19 protein-coding genes are annotated in these 21,935 nt (G+C 61.5%); 14 read left to right on the top strand and 5 right to left on the bottom strand.

Features of this window, described 5'->3' with window-relative positions; all coding sequences use genetic code 11:
- Positions 1–32 precede the first annotated feature (32 nt).
- The 3 genes from uvrC to FIV38_RS28050 form a co-directional block, all read right to left on the bottom strand.
- Positions 33–1,856, bottom strand: a complete 1,824-nt coding sequence (gene uvrC, locus FIV38_RS28060) for an excinuclease ABC subunit UvrC (RefSeq protein WP_092239423.1) — start codon at positions 1,854–1,856, stop codon at positions 33–35.
- A gap of 16 nt (positions 1,857–1,872) precedes the next feature.
- Positions 1,873–2,514, bottom strand: a complete 642-nt coding sequence (gene gacA, locus FIV38_RS28055) for a response regulator transcription factor GacA (RefSeq protein WP_029293774.1) — start codon at positions 2,512–2,514, stop codon at positions 1,873–1,875.
- Positions 2,515–2,665: 151 nt separating this feature from the next.
- On the bottom strand, positions 2,666–3,031 hold the full coding sequence (locus FIV38_RS28050) for a helix-turn-helix domain-containing protein (protein WP_070996119.1): 366 nt from the start codon (positions 3,029–3,031) through the stop codon (positions 2,666–2,668).
- Positions 3,032–3,112: 81 nt separating this feature from the next.
- Between FIV38_RS28050 and FIV38_RS28045 the strand changes: the two genes are divergently transcribed.
- Positions 3,113–3,352: a DNA-binding protein gene (locus tag FIV38_RS28045; protein ID WP_029293771.1), complete on the top strand. Its 240-nt coding sequence runs from the start codon at positions 3,113–3,115 to the stop codon at positions 3,350–3,352.
- 36 nt (positions 3,353–3,388) lie between these two features.
- On the opposite strand, the gene FIV38_RS28040 is transcribed toward FIV38_RS28045, so the two are convergent.
- Both FIV38_RS28040 and FIV38_RS28035 read right to left on the bottom strand, forming a co-directional pair.
- The gene (locus tag FIV38_RS28040; RefSeq protein ID WP_092239421.1) at positions 3,389–3,838 is read right to left on the bottom strand and encodes a GNAT family N-acetyltransferase; all 450 of its coding nucleotides are present in this window, start codon (positions 3,836–3,838) and stop codon (positions 3,389–3,391) included.
- A 19-nt stretch (positions 3,839–3,857) separates the two neighbouring features.
- Positions 3,858–4,607: a carbon-nitrogen hydrolase family protein gene (locus FIV38_RS28035; RefSeq protein ID WP_092239313.1), complete on the bottom strand. Its 750-nt coding sequence runs from the start codon at positions 4,605–4,607 to the stop codon at positions 3,858–3,860.
- Between the two features lie 147 nt (positions 4,608–4,754).
- Here FIV38_RS28035 and FIV38_RS30750 point away from each other — a divergent pair, with 147 nt between their 5' ends.
- From FIV38_RS30750 to FIV38_RS27975, 13 genes are all read left to right on the top strand, one after another.
- Positions 4,755–4,889 carry a hypothetical protein gene (locus FIV38_RS30750; RefSeq protein WP_256324408.1) on the top strand — a complete coding sequence of 45 codons (135 nt, stop codon included), beginning with the start codon at positions 4,755–4,757 and terminating at the stop codon, positions 4,887–4,889.
- 339 nt (positions 4,890–5,228) lie between these two features.
- Complete coding sequence (locus tag FIV38_RS28030) at positions 5,229–6,314, top strand: 3-deoxy-7-phosphoheptulonate synthase (protein ID WP_092239311.1); 1,086 nt, start codon at positions 5,229–5,231, stop codon at positions 6,312–6,314.
- A gap of 384 nt (positions 6,315–6,698) precedes the next feature.
- Complete coding sequence (locus FIV38_RS28025; protein WP_092239309.1) at positions 6,699–6,980, top strand: peptidylprolyl isomerase; 282 nt, start codon at positions 6,699–6,701, stop codon at positions 6,978–6,980.
- 135 nt (positions 6,981–7,115) lie between these two features.
- Positions 7,116–8,975: an extracellular solute-binding protein gene (locus tag FIV38_RS28020; RefSeq protein WP_092239307.1), complete on the top strand. Its 1,860-nt coding sequence runs from the start codon at positions 7,116–7,118 to the stop codon at positions 8,973–8,975.
- Positions 8,975–10,036: a microcin C ABC transporter permease YejB gene (locus FIV38_RS28015; protein WP_029293758.1), complete on the top strand. Its 1,062-nt coding sequence runs from the start codon at positions 8,975–8,977 to the stop codon at positions 10,034–10,036. The genes FIV38_RS28020 and FIV38_RS28015 overlap by 1 nt, the downstream gene beginning before the upstream one ends.
- On the top strand, positions 10,036–11,058 hold the full coding sequence (locus FIV38_RS28010) for an ABC transporter permease (RefSeq protein WP_029293756.1): 1,023 nt from the start codon (positions 10,036–10,038) through the stop codon (positions 11,056–11,058). Before FIV38_RS28015 ends, FIV38_RS28010 begins: the two co-directional genes overlap by 1 nt.
- Positions 11,059–11,068: 10 nt before the next feature.
- On the top strand, positions 11,069–12,646 hold the full coding sequence (locus FIV38_RS28005; RefSeq protein WP_092239305.1) for an ABC transporter ATP-binding protein: 1,578 nt from the start codon (positions 11,069–11,071) through the stop codon (positions 12,644–12,646).
- A 139-nt stretch (positions 12,647–12,785) separates the two neighbouring features.
- The gene (locus tag FIV38_RS28000) at positions 12,786–14,192 is read left to right on the top strand and encodes a sigma-54 interaction domain-containing protein (protein ID WP_070996114.1); all 1,407 of its coding nucleotides are present in this window, start codon (positions 12,786–12,788) and stop codon (positions 14,190–14,192) included.
- 287 nt (positions 14,193–14,479) lie between these two features.
- On the top strand, positions 14,480–15,871 hold the full coding sequence (locus FIV38_RS27995; RefSeq protein ID WP_029293751.1) for a GntP family permease: 1,392 nt from the start codon (positions 14,480–14,482) through the stop codon (positions 15,869–15,871).
- Positions 15,872–15,878: 7 nt separating this feature from the next.
- Positions 15,879–16,652 carry a 3-hydroxybutyrate dehydrogenase gene (locus tag FIV38_RS27990; RefSeq protein ID WP_070996113.1) on the top strand — a complete coding sequence of 258 codons (774 nt, stop codon included), beginning with the start codon at positions 15,879–15,881 and terminating at the stop codon, positions 16,650–16,652.
- 169 nt (positions 16,653–16,821) lie between these two features.
- A complete protein-coding gene (locus tag FIV38_RS27985) occupies positions 16,822–18,774 on the top strand; it encodes an acetoacetate--CoA ligase (protein ID WP_092239301.1) in 1,953 nt (650 codons plus the stop codon).
- A gap of 144 nt (positions 18,775–18,918) precedes the next feature.
- Entirely contained in the window at positions 18,919–21,468 is a 2,550-nt protein-coding gene (locus FIV38_RS27980; RefSeq protein WP_092239299.1) for a PAS domain-containing hybrid sensor histidine kinase/response regulator, read from the top strand.
- A gap of 41 nt (positions 21,469–21,509) precedes the next feature.
- A complete protein-coding gene (locus tag FIV38_RS27975) occupies positions 21,510–21,785 on the top strand; it encodes a peptidylprolyl isomerase (RefSeq protein WP_029293742.1) in 276 nt (91 codons plus the stop codon).
- The last annotated feature ends 150 nt before the right edge of the window (positions 21,786–21,935 follow it).

Here is a 21,935-nt window from a genome sequence, read left to right as displayed (position 1 = left end):
CGGCACAACTGGCTACGAGGTGAGAAGGCATTCTACTCGCTGTGTAGGTTTGCATAAATCAACTCAGCGAGCTTTTTACTGATACCGGGGGCTTTGGCTATTTCTTCAATGCTGGCACGGGACAATTCCTGCAATCCACCAAAATGTTTCAACAGTTCACGCCGCCGTTTTGGCCCTACCCCTGCAACCCCTTCCAGGGTTGAAGTACGCCGGGTTTTACCACGTCTGGCGCGGTGGCCGGTAATGGCAAAGCGGTGGGCTTCGTCACGGATCTGCTGAATCAGGTGCAGTGCCGGTGAATCGCCCTTCAAGGTGAACTCATGGGCCGCATCATTCAAGTACAACGTTTCGAAACCGGCCTTGCGCGTCGTGCCCTTGGCCACGCCGAGCAGGATCAGATCGGGCACCGCCAGTTCGTTAAGTACATCACGGGCCATGGACAACTGGCCCTTGCCACCGTCCACCAGCAGGATATCCGGCAGCTTGCCCTCGCCGTCCTTGAGTTTACTGAAGCGCCGGGTCAAGGCCTGGTGCATGGCGGCATAGTCGTCGCCCGGGGTGACGCCTTCGATGTTATAGCGGCGATAATCGGATTTGATCGGCCCTTCCGGCCCGAACACCACGCAAGATGCCACCGTCGCCTCGCCGCTGGAGTGGCTGATGTCGTAGCACTCCAGGCGTTGCGGCGGCTCGTCGAGTTTGAGCACGTCAGCCAGCGCTTCAAAACGCGCGGCCACATGCTGGCGGTTGGCCAGACGGGCACTCAGGGCCTGCTCGGCGTTGGTCACCGCCAGTTGTTGCCAGCGCGCACGGGTGCCGCGCACCCGGTGGCTGATGTCCAGTTCGCGGCCGCGCAGTGCATGGATCGCGTCGATCAGTGCGGGGAAATCCTCATGCACCACGTTGACGATCAGTTCGCTCGGCAGGTCGCGCTCGGGGCTGCTGACGTAGTACTGGCCGAGGAACGCCGCCATGACTTCGGCCACCTCCTCCTCGATTCCCGTCTGGGGAAAGAAATTCTTGCTGCCCAGCACCCGGCCGCCACGCACGCTGATCAGGTGCACGCAAGCGCCACCTGGATTGACGAAGGCCGCGATCACGTCGACATCACCGGTGCCACCTTCCATGCTTTGCTGATCCTGCACCCGCCGCAATAAGGACACCTGGTCGCGCAGTTCGGCGGCCCTTTCGAAGTCCAGGACACTGGCTGCCTGCTCCATGGCGCCGGACAGTTCATCCGCCAGGGCATTGCTGCGCCCTTCAAGGAACATCACCGAGTGCCGCACGTCTTCGGCATATTCCTCGGGCTCGACCAGCCCGACACAGGGCGCCTTGCAGCGCTTGATCTGGTATTGCAGGCACGGGCGGGTACGGTTCTTGTAGAAGCTGTCTTCGCACTGGCGCACGAAAAAGGTCTTTTGCAGCAGGCTCAAGCTCTCGCGGATCGCCCCGGCGCTGGGGTAAGGGCCAAAATACTTGCCCTTGCGCTTCTTTGCCCCGCGATGGATGCTCAGGCGTGGGAAGTCACCGTCCGACAGAAACACGTACGGGTAGGACTTATCGTCACGCAGCAGAATATTGTAGGGCGGCCGCCACTCCTTGATCAGCGTCTGCTCTAGCAGCAGCGCCTCGGTTTCATTGGCGGTGATGGTGGTTTCGACCTGGGCGATACGCCCCACCAGCGCAGCGGTCTTCGGCGCCAGGCCGGTCTTGCGAAAGTAGCTGGCCAGGCGCTTCTTGAGGTTCTTGGCCTTGCCGACGTACAGCAGGCGCGCCTCGCTGTCGAACATGCGATACACGCCAGGCCGGCCACTGCAGGTCGCAAGAAATGCACTCGGGTCAAACGCGGCGGTTATTTCAGTGGCTTGCATTTCAGGCGCTGGCGTCCACCATGCCGTGGCGAACCGCCAGCAAGGTCAGTTCCACATCACTGCTGATGGATAGCTTCTCGAAAATTCGATAACGGTAGGTGTTCACGGTTTTCGGCGACAGGCAGAGCTTGTCGGAAATCGACTGGACCTTCTGACACCCCACAATCATCAGGGCAATCTGAATCTCGCGCTCGGACAAGGCATCAAATGGCGAGTCACTGACCGGCTGAAACGACTTGATTGCCAGTTGTTGGGCAATCTGCGGGCTGATGTAACGCTGGCCAGCGAATACCAGGCGGATGGCCTGGACCATTTCCGCGAGCCCTGCACCTTTTGTCAGGTAGCCTGCCGCGCCCGCCTGAAGAAGCCTTGTGGGAAAAGGATCTTCTTCACAGACCGTCACTACGACGACCTTGATATCCGGATGACTGCGCAACAACTTGCAGGTAGCGCCAAGACCACCAATCCCCGGCATCTTGACGTCCATCAAGACCACATCGGGCTTCAATTCACGCGCTTTGATCAGGGATTCCTCCCCCGACTCGGCCTGACCGACTACTTGCAGGCCATCGATGTCAGCCAGCATTCGTGTAATGCCTGTACGAACGAGATCATGGTCATCGACTACTAGCACCCTAATCAAGCAGACACCTCGCGAAATGGTCTTATAGGTTGCCGGACACCTTAGCAAAAAACCACGGCACAGACCTAGCTGAACGCGTCATATATATAGAGTTTCAATACGCTACGAACGCCTGCCGAGCGGCAGGCGGGGGTGTTTCCTGGGTAAAAGGTCAGGATTCCTTGGGGATCGGCGGGGATTTTCCATTCACCACAGAGCAATGCTCTGCCAAGGTGCTGGTCAGCCGGCGGATCGCATCCTGATCCTCTTTAAACATCGCGCGGTAGTTACCCAGAACCTTTTCTTCGACCTGGCTCAGGTTTTCCAGCTGGATGGGCGTGGGGCTCCCTGTCAAAACAAACAGGATATCGACACCCTTCTCTGCAACGCGCGATAAGTAATCAGCCTTTGGCGCGCGACCACCGCTTTCGTATCGACCTTGGGCGTTAGCCTCCACGCCTCCTATTTCACCGAAAACCTTTTGCGACAAACCCAGCCGCTCCCTCTCTTGCCTTAAGCGCGAACCTATTCCACTCATTTGGATGTAATATCCTTTATGGCACACCCCAAGAGGTGACGATGTCATCTCGTTTTACACAAACTTGAACGGTTTTGAACTATGCCCGGAATCCGTACCGCTGCACAAGCCAAAGCCTGGCTGGAACATCAAGGAAAGTCGGTCCAGGCATTCGCCAGGGAGCATGGCGTGGACCCGGCGACCACCTATCAAGTGCTCGCTGGGCGCAAAAAAGGGCGGCGTGGGGAAGCCCATAAGGTCGCGGTCCTTTTGGGCATGAAAGACGGGATCATCCTTAACGAGGCAAATAGCCTGGGCAATGATCAGGAGATCGGCTCCTAAAGGGCAGTATGCACCGATTCAAGTCGAGCGCGAGGTTTAACGCGACGACTGCGCTGGCAGACAAACGGACTCCATGCGCCAGAAACAACCCTCTTCACCGACAATATTCAGGCCCTGGCGTTGATACAGCCTTTTTGCCGGATTGGTCTTGAATACCGTCAAGCGCAAATAGCCCCGGTTTTCGACACGCGCCTTGGCAATCATCTGCTCCAGCACCCAACTGCCTGCGCCCTGGCGGCGAAAAGTGTCGAGAATGTGCAGCTCGCGAATGTATAGCGCGTTGTCATCCCGGCTCAGACTGACAAACCCTACCAGCCTGTCATCCTGGCAAATCAGCCAATTTTCCCGCCCGGCCCAGGCGGTATCGAAGCCTTTATCGGACCACGCCAAATCGTACTGCCGATAGTAATGGCCCATCGCCTGATGTGTCAGGGTGCGCGCAAAGGCCAGGTGCTGGTCCGATGCGGCCTTGAGGGTGAATGCCATCGCGGTGGCCTCCATTACGTCACAGAATGACCTGCCAGCCGCTCCAACTGCCAGCCTCCCTGCGCGCTATTACCAGGGCATCGCCCATACCGGGCGCAGCCGCAATCAACTCGCCATCAGGCCCCCAGATAGCACTGCGCCCGGCACACGCCCAACCGCCGGACGGCCCGCCATGATTGGCCATCAACACCACCATCGAGTACTCGGCGGCGTATCCCTGAAGCAACGCACTGTCTGCGGCGTAACCACCCTCGCTGATCAAGACACCCGCCGCATAGACCGTAGCGCCGAGCTTCGCCGCATCATGTGGATGGCTGGCGTGGGAAAAGTCGGCGCAGACCGCCAGGGCAATCCGATCCTCACCCCACGCCAACGCCTCTCCACCCGAACCTGCCGTAAATGCCACCTCTTCGCCAGGATGCAGATGCTGCTTGCTGTAGACCGCCATAGAACCATCCGCCGCCAACACCAGCGCACCAATCAGCACCCCGCTGCTCGACGGCACGCGAATCGGCATGCCAACCACCACCGTCATGTGCAGCTCACGCGCCAGGTCCCGCAGGGGCGCCAGCACTGCATTGTCCGGCGCAATCGCCAACCCCGCCGCCAGCGCAGGCTCGTAGCCGGTCAGGGACAATTCCGCAAAAACCAGCAGTTGCACCCCCTGCTCGGCGGCCGCGACCATAAATGCCAGGTGACGCTGGATATTGCCCGACAGGTCGCCAGCGATGGCACAGGTTTGGGCACTGGCAAGGGTCAAGGTGGTCATGGTCGCGTCCTGGCTATCATTGTGAGTCTCCATCCAGCATATCGGGACACCCCCCATAGTGGTAAGCCCCTCATCGCGATAGAAATTACTGATTGAATCCACCGCCATGCCTCAGTTAAGCTCCACCCCATCATTTGGAGAAACACCATGTTGCAACTCACCCTCACCCAGGCTTGCCCTACTGCCAACGCACAGCGTTCGGTCGTGGCTACCCGTGTGAACGGTTTGAGCGCACTGGTCAGCTTTTATTTTGGGTATTGGTTTAGCCACTGGCGCGCCTGATACCTGAAATCGGCGCCCACTACTCAAGGGGTCGCCTGCCAGAGAAATCTAACCCCCGGTCGGCTCCCCGACCGGGGGTTTTGTTTTTTCAGCCCTGAACAATTTTTGCTACACACCGAACTTAAAGGAAATCACACCATGAACTACTCCACTTATTACCGTTACGACACCTGCACCGCCTGGCGATTTAGCAAGCTCCGTTCGGGACAGCCTGCCGCCTCCGATCGGTCACCTATTGGTGGCAAGCCAACACACGCAGCCAATACGGCCAATTGTCGAACACCCCAGTAGGGCAGAGCGTGCGGGAACAGCCCGCCGCTTGCCCAGGAAGCAGAAACCATGAACTCATCCATCGCCGCCCTGCCCGTCACCACCCTTGCCAGCGCCAATGAAGCGCTGACCCAGCGCTTGCCCAGCGCCCTTGAGCTCAAGCATCAGTTGCCCCTGAGCCCGTTCCTGACCGAACAAGTCAACGCTCATCGCCAAGCCATCCGCGCGATTCTCAAGGGTGAAGACTCCCGCCTGCTGATCATCGTCGGCCCCTGCTCGATCCATGATCCCGAATCCGCCATGGAATACGCGCGCAATCTGAAAAAGCTGGCCAATGACGTCAGTGACCAGATGCTCCTGGTGATCCGCGCCTACGTCGAAAAACCGCGCACCACCATCGGCTGGAAAGGCCTGGCCTACGACCCGCACCTCGATGGCAGCGATGACATGGCCGCCGGCCTCACCCTGTCGAGGGAATTGATGCGCGAAATGCTGCGCCTGGGCTTGCCGGTTGCCACCGAGTTGCTGCAGCCGATGGCCGCCGGCTACTTCGATGACGTGCTCAGCTGGGTCGCCATCGGCGCCCGTACCACCGAATCGCAGATCCACCGGGAAATGGCCAGCGGCCTGGGCATGCCCGTGGGCTTCAAGAACGGCACCGACGGCGGCGTGGCCATCGCCTGTGACGCCATGCGCTCTGCGGCTCACCCGCACCGTCACTTCGGCGTCGACAGCCAGGGGCACCCGGCGATCATCCAGACCCCGGGCAACGCCGATACCCATCTGGTATTGCGTGGCGGCCACCGTGGCCCGAACTACGATCGCCAGAGCGTGGCCCAGGTCAAGACCGACCTGGCCAAAAGCAAAGTGGCCACGCGAATCATGGTCGATTGCAGCCATGCCAACAGCGGCAAGGACCCGATGCGCCAGCCTGGGGTATTCAATGACGTGCTGGAGCAACGCTTGCAGGGTGACACCTCATTGATCGGCATGATGCTGGAAAGCCATCTGTTCGAAGGCTGCCAACCGCTCAGCCCGTCGATGCGCTACGGCGTTTCGGTGACCGACGGCTGCCTGGGGTGGGATGGCACCGAGCAATTGCTGCGTGAAGCGGCCGCACGCCTGCGCGCTCAGAAAACGCCGGGGTCTGCGTAAGCGAACTGTCCGTGCCGTTGAACGGTAACGGCCTAATTGTGCCAAGCAGGCATATTGTGCCAAGCGGGCTTGTGGTGGCGAGCGGGCTTGCCCCGCGCTGGGCTGCGCAGCAGCCCTAAGACCATACAGCCTCGATTTATCTGAAAAACCGCAGCGGACTTACTGGGGCCGCTGCGCAGCCCAGCGCGGGGCAAGCCCGCTCGCCACCACAAGCCTGCTTGTCACAACAAACCCTCTCACTACAACCGATCCCCTGCCTATAACAGGCACTCCAGCTACATTCTCCGATGCCTGAACCCGACCCGATTATTCAGTGGAACTTTGCCGGGAAATAACCGCCTGAATCCGGTACGCTCACCTTTTTTATTCAAGGAGTTACCCACCATGCCCAAAGCTACCGCCCGTCACATCCTGGTTGCCACCGAAGACAAGTGCAACGAACTCAAAGCCCAGATCGAAGGCGGCGCTGATTTCGCAGAAATCGCCAAAGCCAACTCCAGCTGCCCATCGAGCCGTGATGGCGGCAACCTGGGTTCGTTCGGCCCAGGCCAGATGGTCAAGGAATTCGACACTGTCGTATTCAGCGCCCCGGTCAACATCGTGCAAGGCCCAGTGAAAACCCAGTTCGGTTATCACCTGCTGGAAGTGACCAGCCGCCAGGACTGATCCCCGTCTTTGCAAAACACAACGGCCCGCCTTTTGGTGGGCCGTTGTGTTTGTGTGGCAGCAGGGTGACTGGCGACCCGCACGCGGTTAGGGTACAAGTCCCCTTCCTTCTTCACCCGGCGCCCAAGGCTGATAATGCGACTGGACTTCCTCACGTTGGTTGGTTCTACCCTGGCCCTGCTGCTGGCGAGCACTGTCTCGTTCGCGGCCCCTCAACATGCACTGACTGTCTACGGCGAGCCCGCCAAGTACCCTGCCGGTTTCAGTCATTTCGACTATGTAAACCCCGAAGCACCCAAGGGCGGCAGCCTCAAGCGTTCGGCCCTGGAAGTCGGCCGCTTCGACCATGTGCTGCCGTATATCGACAAAGGCATCGGCGTCAGCCAACTGGACGGCTGGGTGTATTCGCCCCTGGCCTACCGCTCGCTGGATGAGCCCTATACCGTCTACGGCCTGGTGGCTGAAAAGATGGAGCGCGCCGAGGATGGCCTTTACCTGCGGTTTTTCCTCAACCCCAAGGCGCGGTTTGCCGACGGCAAGCCGATCACCGCCCAAGATGTAAGCTACAGCTTCAACCTGCTGATGACCCAGGGCAGCCTGCGCTTTCGCACGCTGTTTGCCGACGTCAAGCGCGTCGAGGTCGAAGGCCCCTTGCAAGTGCGCTTTGACTTCTCCAGCAATCAAAATCGTACCCTGCCCCTGGATGTCGCGACCCTGCCGGTACTCCCCGAACATTGGTGGAAGAGCCGCGACTTCGCCAATGGCGGCGGTTATGAAGCACCGCTGGGCAGCGGCCCGTACAAGGTCAGCAAGATCAATTCCGGCAGCACCATCACCTTCCAGCGCGACCCCGATTGGTGGGGCAAGGACCTGCCCGTCAACCGCGGCCTGTACAACTTCGATCGCCTGAGCCTGGAATACTTCGGCGATACCGAAGTCGCCCGCCAGGTCCTGCGTGGCGGCGCCTACGACTTCAACCGTGAGTTTTCCGCCACCGGCTATTCCATCGGCTACAACGGCCCGGCCCTGGATGATGGCCGCCTGCAACGGGCGCACTTGGCCAAGGATGCACCGCAAAACTCCCAGGGCTACGTGTTCAACCTGCAAAAACCGATGTTCCAGGACCGCCGTGTGCGCCAGGCCCTGGCCATGCTCTGGGATTTCGAGTGGGCCAACCGGCAGATGATGCGCAACCTGTACATCCGCCAGCAAAGCTACTTTTCCAACAGCCCGCTGGCCGCGACGCAACTGCCAGACGCCCAGGAGCTGGCGATTCTCGAACCCTTGCGCGGGCAAATCCCCGACGAAGTGTTCACCCAGGTGTTCAAGGCGCCCACCACCGACGGCACCGGGATGATTCGCGACAAGCAGTTGCAAGCCCTGGCCCTGCTGGAAGCAGCAGGCTGGACGCCCAAGGGCGACAAACTGGTGAATGCCGCCGGCGAGCCGCTGGAGTTCACTTTCCTCAATGTGCAAAACGGCCTCGAACGCCTGCTGCTGCCCTATAAGCGCAACCTGGCGCAGATCGGCATCACGCTGAACATCAGGCGCATCGACTCCTCGCAGTACGTCAACCGGCTGATGAGCCGCGACTACGACATGATCGTCACCGGTTTCCCTGTCACCACCTCGCCGGGCCTTGAGTTGTACAACTACTTCGGCTCAGCCGCGGCGTTCGACCGAGGCGCCAACAACTACTTCGTCCTGCAAAACCCGGCGGTCGACACCCTGATCACCGGCCTGGTGCGCGCCACCACCCAGACGCAGATGCTCAGCTACGCCCATGCCCTGGATCGGGTGTTGCAATGGAATTACTACTGGATCCCCAATTACTACCCGCCCGGCACCTCGGCGGCCTGGTGGAACCGCTTCGGCCGCCCGGCCATCGAAGCCAGCAACGACGAGGCGCTGGAATCGTGGTGGGAAGTCAGCCCGACACCCCTGACCAATGAGCAGATGAAAGCCCAACTGAGCAAGTCGCGAGGTGCCCACTGATGTTTGCCTATATCGTGCGGCGCCTGCTGCTGATCATCCCGACCCTGGTGATCATCCTGCTGGTGAACTTTGTGATCGTCCAGGCCGCGCCCGGCGGGCCGGTGGAACAGGCCATCGCCCATCTGCAAGGCATCGGCGGCGCAAGCGTCGGCGGGTCGTCCGGCGACGGCGTCAGCAGCGGCTCGCGAGCCAGCCGCGGCCTTGACCCGAAACTGATCAAGGACATCGAAAAACAATACGGCTTCGACAAACCAGCCCACGAACGCCTGTGGCTGATGCTCAAGAGCTATGCCCAACTGGACTTCGGCAACAGCTTCTTTCGCGGCGCCACAGTGACCGACCTGATCCTGGAAAAACTGCCAGTGACCGTGTCCCTCGGCCTCTGGGCGACGCTGATCACCTACCTGGTGTCGATCCCCCTGGGGATCCGCAAGGCGGTGCGCCATGGCAGCAGTTTTGATGTCTGGAGCAGTACCGCCATCGTCATCGGCTACGCGATGCCGGCGTTCCTGTTTGCGATGTTTTTGATCGTGGTCTTCGCCGGCGGCACCACCCTGAACTGGTTCCCGGTGCGCGGCCTGGTGTCGGAGAACTTCGAGCAACTGAGCACCGTTGGCAAGATTGCCGATTACTTCTGGCACCTGGTGTTGCCCGTCACCTCACTGGTGATCGGCGGGTTCGCCACCTTGACCATTCTCACCAAAAACTCGTTCCTCAATGAAATCACGCGCCAGTACGTGGTCACGGCACGGGCCAAGGGCCTGAGCGAACGGCGCGTGCTCTACGGCCATGTATTTCGCAACGCCATGCTGCTGGTGATTTCCGGAATCCCCCAGGCGTTTATCAGTGTGTTCTTCGCCGGTTCCTTGCTGATCGAAGTGATTTTCTCCCTCGACGGCCTCGGCCGCATGAGTTACGAGGCCGCCGTGTCGCGGGACTACCCAGTGGTCTTCGGCTCGCTGTTTATCTTCACCCTGTTCGGCCTCTTGATAAAACTGATCGGCGACCTCTGCTACACCCTGGTAGACCCGCGTATCGACTTCGCCGCGAGGAACGCCTGATGCTCAATCTGTCTCCCGTGGCCCGCAGGCGATTCGAACGCTTCAAGCAAAACCGCCGCGGCTGGTGGTCGCTGTGGCTGTTTATCGGCCTGTTTATCCTGACCCTGGGTGGCGAGCTGATCGCCAACGACAAACCACTGGTGCTCAGCTACCAGGACGAACTGTACTTCCCCGTGTTCAAGCGCTACACCGAGCAGCAGTTCGGCGGGCAACTGCCGTTCCAGGCCGACTACCGCAGCGACTACGTGCAGCAACTGATCAAGAAGGACGGCGGCTGGATGCTGTTCCCGCCAATCCCCTTCAGCGATGACACGCCCAACTACGAACTGACCCGCCCTGCCCCCAGCCCGCCGTCCACGGTGAACTGGCTGGGAACCGACGACCAATCCCGGGACGTGCTGGCGCGGGTGATCTTCGGTGCGCGGGTGTCGATCCTGTTCGCCCTGGCGCTGACCGCGATCAGCGCCACCATCGGCATTGCCGCCGGCGCCTTGCAGGGCTATTACGGCGGCTGGGTCGACCTGCTCGGCCAGCGCATCCTCGAAGTGTGGTCGGGGCTGCCGGTCCTGTACCTGCTGATCATTCTCTCGGGGTTTGTCGAGCCCAACTTCTGGTGGCTGCTGGGGATCATGGCGCTGTTTTCCTGGCTGGCCCTGGTGGACGTGGTCCGCGCCGAGTTCCTGCGCGGGCGCAACCTGGAATACGTCAAAGCCGCACGCGCCCTGGGCCTGGGTGACGGCAAGATCATCCGCCGGCATATCCTGCCGAACGCGATGACGGCCACCCTGAGCTACCTGCCCTTTATCCTGACCGGGGCGATTTCCACCCTCAGCGCCCTGGATTTCCTCGGCTTCGGTATGCCGGCAGGCAGCGCGTCCCTCGGTGAATTGATCGCCCAGGGCAAGCAGAACCTGCAGGCGCCTTGGCTGGGATTGACGGCGTTTTTCACCCTGGCACTGATTCTGTCGCTGCTGGTATTTATCGGCGAGGCGTTGCGTGATGCCTTCGACCCACGGTCATGAGTAAATCCCTATGAGCGACAACCTGATCGAGATCCGCAATCTGTGCGTCGCCTTCAGCGGCCAGACCGTGGTGCGCAATCTGTCCCTGGATATCCGCCCCGGCGAGTGCCTGGCGCTGGTGGGCGAATCCGGTTCGGGCAAGTCGGTGACCGCCCATTCGATCCTGCAATTACTGCCCCAGGCCGGCACCGCGAGCAGCGGCTCGGTGCGTTACCGTGGTCAAGAGTTGATCGGCGCCGGGCCCAGCACCCTGCAAAAACTGCGCGGCAACCGCATCGCGATGATCTTCCAGGAGCCGATGACCTCCCTCAACCCCCTGCACAGCATCCAAAAGCAGATCGGCGAAACCCTGCTGCTGCACAAGGGCCTCGCCGGCAAGGCGGCCCAGGCTCGTATCCTCGAACTGCTGGACCTGGTGGGCATCCGTAACCCCCAGGAGCGCCTCAAGTCCTACCCCCATCAGTTGTCGGGCGGGCAGCGCCAGCGGGTGATGATTGCCATGGCCCTGGCGTGCGAGCCGGAATTGCTGATCGCCGACGAACCAACCACCGCGCTGGATGTGACGGTGCAGCGCAAGATCCTGCAGTTGCTCAAATCCTTGCAGCAACGCCTGGGCATGTCCTTGCTGTTGATCAGCCATGACCTCAACCTGGTGCGCAGCATTGCCCAGCGCGTGTGCGTGATGCAGGCCGGGGAAATTGTCGAGCAGGCCGACTGCCAAACCCTGTTCAGTGCCCCGCAACACCCCTACAGCCGCCTGTTGCTGGATGCCGAACCGGTCGGCACGGCGCTGGGCCAGGATCAACGCGAAAACGTCCTGCAGGTCGACAGCTTGAGTGTGCGCTTCCCCATTGGTGGCGGGCTGTTCCAACGCAAGCAGTACCTGCAGGCGGTGGACGGCATCAGCCTGGACCTGCAACGGGGCAAGACCTTGGGTATCGTCGGCGAGTCCGGCTCCGGCAAGTCCACCCTGGGCCAGGCGATCCTGCGCCTGCTGGACTCCAGCGGCAGCATCCGCTTCCAGGGCGAGGCCCTCGATGGCCTGAGCCAGAAGCAGATGCGGCCCTGGCGCAAGCAGATGCAGGTGGTATTCCAGGACCCCTACGGCAGCCTCAGCCCGCGCATGTCTGTGCACCAGATCATCAGCGAAGGCTTGGAGGTACACGCACCCTGCAGCCTGCAGGAGCGTGACGCGCAGGTGATCAAGGTGCTGCAGGATGTGGGCCTCGACCCGGCCAGCCGCTATCGGTACCCTCACGAATTTTCCGGTGGCCAGCGCCAGCGCATCGCCATTGCCCGCGCGCTGGTGCTGCGCCCGGCGTTGATGCTGCTGGACGAGCCCACCTCCGCCCTGGACCGCACCGTGCAGAAACAAGTGGTCGCCCTGCTGCGTGAACTGCAGGAAAAGTACGGCCTGACCTACCTGTTTATCAGCCATGACCTGGCCGTGGTGCGGGCCATGGCCCACGATATGATCGTGATCAAGGACGGCAAGGTGGTCGAACGCGGCCCGAGCGCTGAGGTGTTCGACTCACCACAACATCCCTACACCCAAGAACTGCTCGCAGCCACACAACTGCCCTTGTAGGAGCGAGCTTGCTCGCGAAGATCGTTAACGATAACGCGAAAAACCTGCCACCCCGAGGCGTCCTCAGGTTTTTCGCGAGCAAGCTCGCTCCTACAAGGGGCGGCGTGATCCTATTCACCTTTTTATTGGCGGCGCCAGCATGAACACCAGCGAAAGCCTCAAGGACTACCAGCACGTTCGCGGCCTGGCGATCCAGTCCCTGTTCGAAATCATCGAGCAGTCCAGCGAAGGCACTGTGATTGTCGACCGCGACGCCAATATCGTGTGGATGAACGAGCGCTACGCCAAGCGCTTTGGCCTGAAAAGCGCCGACCAGGCCATCGGCCAACCCTGCGAACAGGTCATTTCCAACAGCCTGCTGCGCCAGGTGGTACGCAGTGACCAACCGATCCTCCTGGATATCCAGGACACGCCCAAAGGCCCGCTGGTGGTGATGCGCCTGCCGATCCACGACGATGCCGGCAAGGTGATCGGCGCCATCGGCTTTGCCCTGTTCGATGAGTTACGCAACCTCTCGCCGATGATCGAGCGCTACCTGAGCATGCAACAGGAACTGGCCTCGACCCGTTCGCTGCTGCGCTCACGCCAGAGCAAATACAACTTTGCGCACTTTATCGGCACCAGCGCCGCCAGCCTGGAAGTCAAGCGCCGCGCTAGGCGCAGTGCGAGCGCCGAGTCACCGGTGTTGCTGCTGGGCGAGACCGGCACCGGCAAGGAGCTGCTGGCCCAGGCCATCCATGGTGCCTCGCCACGCGCCAATAAAGCCTTTGTCAGCATCAACAGCGCCGCCATCCCCCACGACCTATTGGAAGCCGAGTTCTTCGGCACCGCACCCGGCGCATTTACCGGTGCCGACCGCAAGGGCCGCCCCGGCAAACTGCAAATCGCCCAGGGCGGGACGTTGTTTCTCGATGAAATCGGCGACATGCCCTTGCCCCTGCAAAGCAAACTGCTGCGGGTGTTGCAGGAAAAAGAGTTTGAGCCGGTGGGCTCCAACGAGATGATCCACAGCGACGTGCGGGTGATCGCCGCGACCTCCACCGACCTGGAAGCCGCGATCAAGCGCGGCGAATTTCGCGCCGACTTGTATTACCGCCTCAACGTGCTGCCGATCCAGGTCCCGCCCCTGCGCGAACGCCTGGATGATATCCCGGCGTTGAGTGAGGCGATCCTTGAAGAACTGCGCAGCCAGCATGAACTGGACCGCGAAGCCCTGGCGCTGCTGGCCCAGCATGCCTGGCCGGGGAACATCCGCGAATTGCGCAACGTGCTGGAGCGGGCCGCCTTGCTCAGTGATGATCTGGTGCTGGATGCGCGGGAGATTCGCGCAGCAATCGGTACGTTCAGCCCGGTGGAACGCGATGCCGTGGCACCCGTTGAAGTCGAAACCTTCAGCATGGCGCGGGAGCGCTTTGACCGGCAGTTGATCGCTGCAGCATTGCGCCAGTGCGAGGGTAATGTGGTGGAGGCGGCCAAGCGGCTGGGGCTGGGGCGCTCGACGCTGTACAAGAAAATGGTGGCGTTGGGCATCGCCCAATCTCAATAAAGAGACATGCATCTCAAACCAAAGACAATCCCATTGTGGGAGCGGGCTTGCTCGCGAAAGCGGCCTATCAGCAACAAAATCATTGGCTGACACACCGCTTTCGCGAGCAAGCCCGCTCCCACATTGGAACTTCGTTTGTCTTGATATAGAGACAAGACTCGAAAACCAATCACCAAAATCTTTAAATATCCATATATATCAATTGGTTACGAACTTGGCACAATTCCCGCTATAGCCCCTTCCTACAGCTTTACCCCACAACAATAACAATCCGATGGAGACACACCATGAGTGTGATCATTGCCCTGGCGGCGCTTGCGCTGCTGATGCTGGCTGCCTACCGTGGCTACAGCGTCATCCTGTTTGCCCCCATCGCCGCCCTCGGCGCCGTCCTGCTCACCGACCCTTCCGCCGTCGCCCCTGCGTTTACCGGGGTGTTCATGGAAAAAATGGTCGGTTTTATCAAACTGTATTTCCCGGTGTTCTTGCTCGGCGCGGTGTTCGGCAAGTTGATCGAGCTGTCGGGCTTTTCGCGCTCGATCGTGGCAGCGGCCATCCGCTTGCTCGGCACCCGCCAGGCAATGCTGGTGATCGTGCTGGTCTGCGCCCTGCTGACTTACGGCGGCGTGTCGTTGTTCGTGGTGGTGTTTGCGGTGTACCCGTTTGCCGCCGAGATGTTCCGCCAGAGCAATATCCCCAAGCGCCTGATCCCGGCGACCATCGCCCTGGGCGCGTTCTCGTTCACCATGGACGCCTTGCCCGGCACGCCGCAGATCCAGAACATCATCCCCAGCACGTTCTTCAACACCACCGCCTGGGCCGCGCCCTGGCTAGGCTTGATCGGCACGATCTTTGTGTTCTGCGCCGGCATGCTGTACCTGGCACGCCAGCGCAACAAGGCCCAGCGTGCCGGTGAAGGCTATGGCACCGACTTGCGCAACGAGCCGGAAACCGCCGAAGACCTGAGCCTGCCCAACCCGTGGATCGCCTTGTCACCGTTGATTCTGGTGGGGGTGATGAACCTGCTGTTCACCCACTGGATCCCACAGTGGTATGGCAAGACCCACAGCCTCGCGCTGCCGGGCATGAGCGCGCCGGTCACCACGGAAATCGCCAAGCTCACCGCCATCTGGGCGGTGCAGGCCGCGTTGCTGGTGGGGATCATCATGGTCCTGGTGTTCGGCTTTTCGGCGATCAAGAGCAAGCTGGCCGAAGGCAGTAAGAGCGCCGTCAGCGGCGCCCTGTTGGCGGCGATGAACACCGCCTCGGAATACGGCTTCGGAGCCGTGATCGCCTCGCTGCCGGGGTTCCTGGTATTGGCCGACTGGCTCAAGGGCATCCCCAACCCGCTGGTCAACGAAGCGATTACCGTGACTCTGCTGGCCGGTATCACCGGCTCTGCCTCCGGCGGCATGAGCATCGCCCTGGCGGCGATGTCCGAGAGCTTTATTTCGGCAGCCCATGCAGCCAATATCCCCCTGGAAGTGCTGCACCGCGTCGCAGCCATGGCCAGCGGCGGCATGGACACCCTGCCGCACAATGGCGCGGTGATCACGCTGCTGGCGGTCACCGGGCTGACCCACCGCGAAGCCTACAAGGATATTTTCGGCATCACGATCATCAAGACCCTCGCGGTGTTCGTGGTGATCGGTACTTTCTACGCCACCGGCATTGTGTGAGGTTTTCATGACGACATTGAACGGCAAGACCGCCCTGGTCACCGGCTCCACCAGCGGCATCGGCCTGGGCATCGCCCTGAGCCTGGCCAAGGCCGGCGCCAACCTGATCCTCAACGGTTTCGGCGATGCCAGCGCGGTGATCGCCCAGGTGCAAGCCTTTGGCGGCAAGGTCGGCCATCACCCGGCCGATGTCAGCGACCCGGCGCAGATCGCCGAGATGGTCGCCTATGCAGAGCGCGAGTTCGGCGGTATCGACATCCTGGTCAACAACGCGGGCATCCAGCATGTGGCGGCGGTAGAAGACTTTCCAGTGGAGCGCTGGGATTCGATCATCGCCATCAACCTTTCATCGGTGTTCCACAGCACGCGCCTGAGCCTGCCGGGCATGAAGGCCAAGGGCTGGGGGCGGATCATCAATATCGCCTCGGTACACGGCCAGGTCGGCTCGGTGGGCAAGGCGGCGTATGTCGCAGCCAAACATGGCGTGATCGGCCTGACCAAGGTCGTGGGCCTGGAAACCGCCACCAGCAATGTGACCTGCAACGCCATCTGCCCCGGCTGGGTGCTGACGCCGCTGGTGCAAAAACAGATCGATGATCGCATCGCCGCAGGCGTTGACCCGCAGCAGGCCCAGCATGACCTGCTGGCCGAGAAGCAGCCGTCATTGGAATTCGTGACCCCATCGCAACTGGGCGAACTGGTCCTGTTCCTGTGCAGCGAGGCCGGCAGCCAGGTGCGTGGCGCGGCGTGGAATATCGATGGGGGTTGGCTGGCCCAATAAACCCATCCTGCGCACAACGCCGATCCAAATGTGGGAGCGGGCTTGCTCGCGAAAGCAGTGTGTCAGTCAACCTATTCATTACTGAACCACCGCTTTCGCGAGCAAGCCCGCTCCCACCTTGGGATCTTTGCAGTGTCAAACATCTGCGACAAGAACAAGAGACGAGCCTATGTCCGACATCCTCTGGCAACCCAGCCCGGAACGCATCCACAACACCCGGATGGACCAGTTCCGGCGCTTTATCAATGATCGCCACGCGTTGCAGATCAACGATTACCCCACCCTGCACCAATGGAGCATCGACCAGCGCCCGGCCTTCTGGGCGGCGATTGTCGAGTTTTTCGAGGTGCAGTTCCGTACGCCGCCCAGCACCGTGCTGGTGGAAGGCGCGCAGATGCCCAGTGCCCAGTGGTTCCCCGGCGCTAGCCTGAACTTTGCCGAGCACCTGCTGCGACGCCGCGATGAGCACCCCGCCGTAGTCGCCATCGGCGAAGACGGCCAGCGCGAACAATTGACCTATGCCGAACTGGCCCGCCACGTCGCCGGCCTGCAGCGCAGCCTGCAAGCGGCCGGCGTGGGCGTGGGCGACCGGGTGGCGGCGTGCATGCCCAATACCTGGCAAACCCTGGTAGGCATGCTCGCTACCACCAGCCTGGGGGCGATCTGGTCTTGCTCCTCGCCGGATTTCGGCACCCAAGGGGTGATCGATCGCTTCGGCCAGATCGAACCCAAGGTGCTGATCACCTGCGCCGGTTATCGCTACGCGGGCAAGCTGATCGACCAGAGCGCCAAGCTCAATGAAATCCTCGACCGCCTGCCGTCCCTGCAACAACTGATCATCGTGCCCTACGCCCGGCCCGAGGCGCGTGTCGACGACTACCAGACCCAGGCCGAAGTAACCCTGTGGGGGGACTTCTCCCGCCCAGGCGGCGAACCGCAGTTTGCCGCCGTACCCTTCGACCATCCGCTGTACATCCTCTACTCCAGCGGCACCACCGGCGTGCCCAAGTGCATCATCCACGGCACCGGCGGCGTGCTGCTGACCCACCTCAAGGAGCACGGCCTGCACGCCGACCTGTCGCGCGACGACTGCCTGTTCTACTACACCACCTGCGGCTGGATGATGTGGAACTGGCTGGTCTCGGTATTGGCCATCGGCGCCACGGCGGTGCTGTATGACGGCTCGCCGTTTCACCCCGGGCCAGAGCGCCTGATTGACCTGATCGACCAGGAGCGCATCAGCGTGTTCGGCACCAGCCCGAAATTCCTCGCCACCCTGGAAAAGGCCGGCCTGCAACCACGCCTCAGCCACGACCTGGGCAGCCTCAAGGGCCTGATCTCGACCGGCTCGCCGCTCTCGCCCCAGAGCTACGACTATGTGTACCGCGAGATCAAGCAGGAGCTGTGTCTGTCGTCAATGTCGGGGGGCACCGATATCGTCTCCTGCTTCGTGATCGGCAACCCCGTGCTGCCGGTAAGGCGCGGCGAGATGCAATGCAAGAGCCTGGCGATGGCAATCGAAGTGTGGGACGACCAGGGCCGGCCGCTGATTGGCGACAAAGGCGAACTGGTGTGTACCCGGCACTTCCCCGCCATGCCCATCGGCCTATGGAATGACCCCCACGGGGACAAGCTGCGCGCCTCGTATTTCAGCCAGTTCCCCGGCGTGTGGGCCCAGGGCGACTATGCCGAACAACGGCCCAATGGCAGCCTGGTGATCCATGGCCGTTCGGATGCGGTGCTCAACCCGGGGGGCGTACGCATCGGCACGGCGGAGATTTACCGCCAGGTAGAAAAAGTCCCGCAGGTCCTGGAAAGCCTGGCCATCGGTCAACGCTGGCAGGACGATGTGCGCGTGGTGCTGTTTGTGCGCCTCAATGACGGCGAGCACCTGGACGCCGCCCTCGAACAGCAGATCCGCGAGGTGATCCGCGCCAACACCACGCCACGCCACGTGCCGGCAAAAATCCTCGGCGTCAGTGATATTCCGCGCACCATCAGCGGCAAGATCGTCGAGCTTGCGGTAAGAAACGTCGTGCACGGGGAACCGGTGAAAAACACCGATGCCCTGGCCAACCCCGAAGCCCTGGAGCAGTTTCGCAACCGGCCGGAGCTGGGATAAAAAGATGAAAGGTTTCAGCGTCAATGCACTCATTTGAAGATAAACCCCTCAAGCATGCTATTTTTCGAGGGGTAGTCAGCCGTTTCCGCAGCACGGGATAATCGGCTTCTGTCATTCTTCAAGCGTTACGCGCGGGACACTTACATGAACGGATCACCCACCGGCAGCCAGGCCGCGGCCCTGATCGCACGGCTGGACTGGGCCACAAGCCCCCTCGGTGATGCCAGCCACTGGCCGCAAAGCCTGCGCACGGCAATCGATATTGTCATCCACTCGCCGATGCCAATGTTGTTGCTGTGGGGCGACGAACTCACGCAAATCTACAACGACGGGTTTGCCCTGCTGGCCGGCAACAAACACCCCCAGGCTTTCGGCCAGCCGACACACGCGGTCTGGCCGGAGCTGCAACACTTCACCACGCCGATCTACAGCGCCGTATTGACCGGCCAGGTGCGCACCTTCAGCGAGCAGCGTTTTGTCCTGCAGCGCAACCACCGCGATACGGAAATCTGGCTGGACCTGACCTACAGCCCGATCCGCGACGAACGTGGCCGGGTTGCCGGGATCCTGGTGACCGCCATTGAAACCAACGAACGCCGGCAACTGGCCGAGGAGCTGCAGCAACGTTCCGAAGCCAGTCTCAAGGCCCAGCACAACACCGAGCAACGCTTGCAACTGGCCCTGGCCGCCACCGACGCGGTGGGCACCTGGGACTGGGATATCAGCGAAGACAACTTTATCGCCGACAGCCATTTTGCCCAGCTGCATGGGGTCGATCCGCTCAACGCCCACCAATTGCCCATCAGCGACTACCTGCAAGGCGTGCACCCGGAAGACCGTGGCATGGTGGCGCGCAGCATCAAGCATTGCATTACCCATGGCACCGAATACGCCGAGGAATATCGCCTGCTCCAGGCCGACGGCCAGGTACGCTGGGTGTTTGCCCGTGGCCGCTGCTACAAGGATCATCATGGCCGGCCGGTGCGCTTTCTCGGCGCAGCGCTGGACCTGACCGAACGCAAGCACACCGAACAGGCCCTGCGCCAGAGCCAGACCGAGCTGCAACTGATCATCAACGCCATGCCCGTGCTGATCGGCTATGTCGACCACGAAGAACGCTTTCGCCTGAACAACAGCGCCTACCTCGACTGGTACGGCCTGACCCCGCAAGAACTGTATGGCAAGAGCATTCGCGAAGTGATCGGCGCCGAAGTGTATGCCGGGCGCGCCGATAAAATCGCCGCCGCGCTCAAGGGCAAGGCCTGCAGCTTCATCACCATCTCCCCCCATCGCGATGGCCGGCCCCGGCACGCACTGATGAAGTACCTGCCGCGCTTCAGCGCCGATGGCTCGGTCAATGGCTTCTACATCTTTGTGATCGACGAGACCGAGCGCAAACTCACCGAAGAGGCCCTGCGCCATCTCAACGATAACCTCGAAGAGCGCGTGGCCCAGCGCACCCAGGCCCTGGCCGAGGCCAACCAGCGCCTGCAAAACGAGATGTTCGAGCGCGAGCGCGCCGAAGATGCGTTGCGCCATGCGCAAAAAATGGAAGCGGTCGGCCAGCTTACCGGCGGCATCGCCCACGACTTCAACAATATGCTCACCGGGATCATTGGCAGCCTGGACCTGATGCAACGCTACATCGCTGCCGGGCGCAGCGATGAGATCGCTCGTTTCACCGATGCCGCGGTGTCCTCGGCCCATCGTGCGGCCGCCCTGACCCACCGCCTGCTGGCCTTCTCCCGGCGCCAATCGCTGGATCGGCGGCCACTGGACCCCAATCAGTTGGTGGCGTCCCTGGAAGAGCTGTTCCGGCGTACCAAAGGCGCCCATATCGACCTCAAGGTGAAACTGGGCAACGACATCTGGCCGGTCAACACCGACGCCAGCCAACTGGAAAATGCCCTGCTCAACCTGGTGATCAACGCCCGCGACGCCATGCCCGATGGCGGGCAACTGAGCATCGAGACAGCCAACAGCTACCTCGACGGCACCGATATCACCACCCTGGAACCGGTCAAGGCCGGCGACTACGTGATGCTCGGCGTATGCGACAACGGCGCCGGCATGACCCCGAAAATCCTGGCCAAGGCCTTCGACCCGTTCTTCACCACCAAGCCCATCGGCCAGGGCACCGGGCTGGGGTTGTCGATGATTTATGGCTTTGCCCAGCAATCCGGCGGCCACGTCACGATCCATAGCGAGCCGGGCCGAGGCACCTGCGTGCGCTTGTACCTGCCGCGCCTGCACGGCACCGCACTGGAAAAACCCCAGCCCCAGAGCCCGATGGAAGCTCCAGTGGCGCGCGATGGCGAAGCCGTGGTGGTGGTCGAGGACGATGCGGCGGTGCGCATGCTGGTGATCAACCTGCTCGATGAGCTGGGCTACACCGCCCACCAGGCCGCAGATGCGCGAGCGGCGCTGCCGTTGCTCGAATCCGATCTGCGGGTGGATTTGCTGGTGACCGATGTCGGCCTGCCCGGCATGAACGGTCGGCAACTGGCGGAAATCGCCCGCCAGCACCGCCCCGAGCTCAAGGTGCTGTTCATGACCGGCTACGCCGAAACCGCCGCCGAACGCCAGGGTTTCCTGGAAGACGGCATGGACATGGTGGCCAAGCCATTTTCCATCGACCAGTTGGCCACGAAAATCCGCAGCATGATCGGCGTCAAAGGCCAAGTTGATGCATAATCCCGCGCCTTCAAGCCCGACCGTTGCAAGGTAACTGCCCGATGAAAGCCCAAGCCCGCCACATCCTGGTGAAGACCAGCGAGGAAGCCGAACAGCTCAAGCAGCGTATTGCCAAGGGCGAAGCCTTTGATGTGCTGGCCAAGAAATTCTCCACCTGCCCGTCCGGCAAGCGCGGCGGCGACCTCGGTGAAGTGCGGCCGGGGCAAATGGTCGGAGTGATCGATGCGGTGATTTTCAAGAAACCCCTGCGGGTGGTACACGGGCCGATCAAGAGCAAGTTTGGTTACCACCTGGTGCAGGTGTTCTACCGCGACTGACGAACTCAGTGGCAAGCAACCATTGTGGCGAGGGGGCTCGTCCCGGTACAAACCGGGGACATCGTTTACATTTCTAACCGGGGACATGGTTTACAGGTTAATACGCATGGTCAGGAGGTATCTGATCATGCCCTGGAACCAAGAGTCCCC

The sequence above is a fragment of the Pseudomonas proteolytica genome (assembly GCF_007858275.1).
Classification (GTDB): Bacteria; Pseudomonadota; Gammaproteobacteria; order Pseudomonadales; family Pseudomonadaceae; genus Aquipseudomonas; species Aquipseudomonas proteolytica.
Note: the sequence above shows the minus strand (reverse complement) of the source record. Positions and strands in the feature narration are given on the sequence as shown.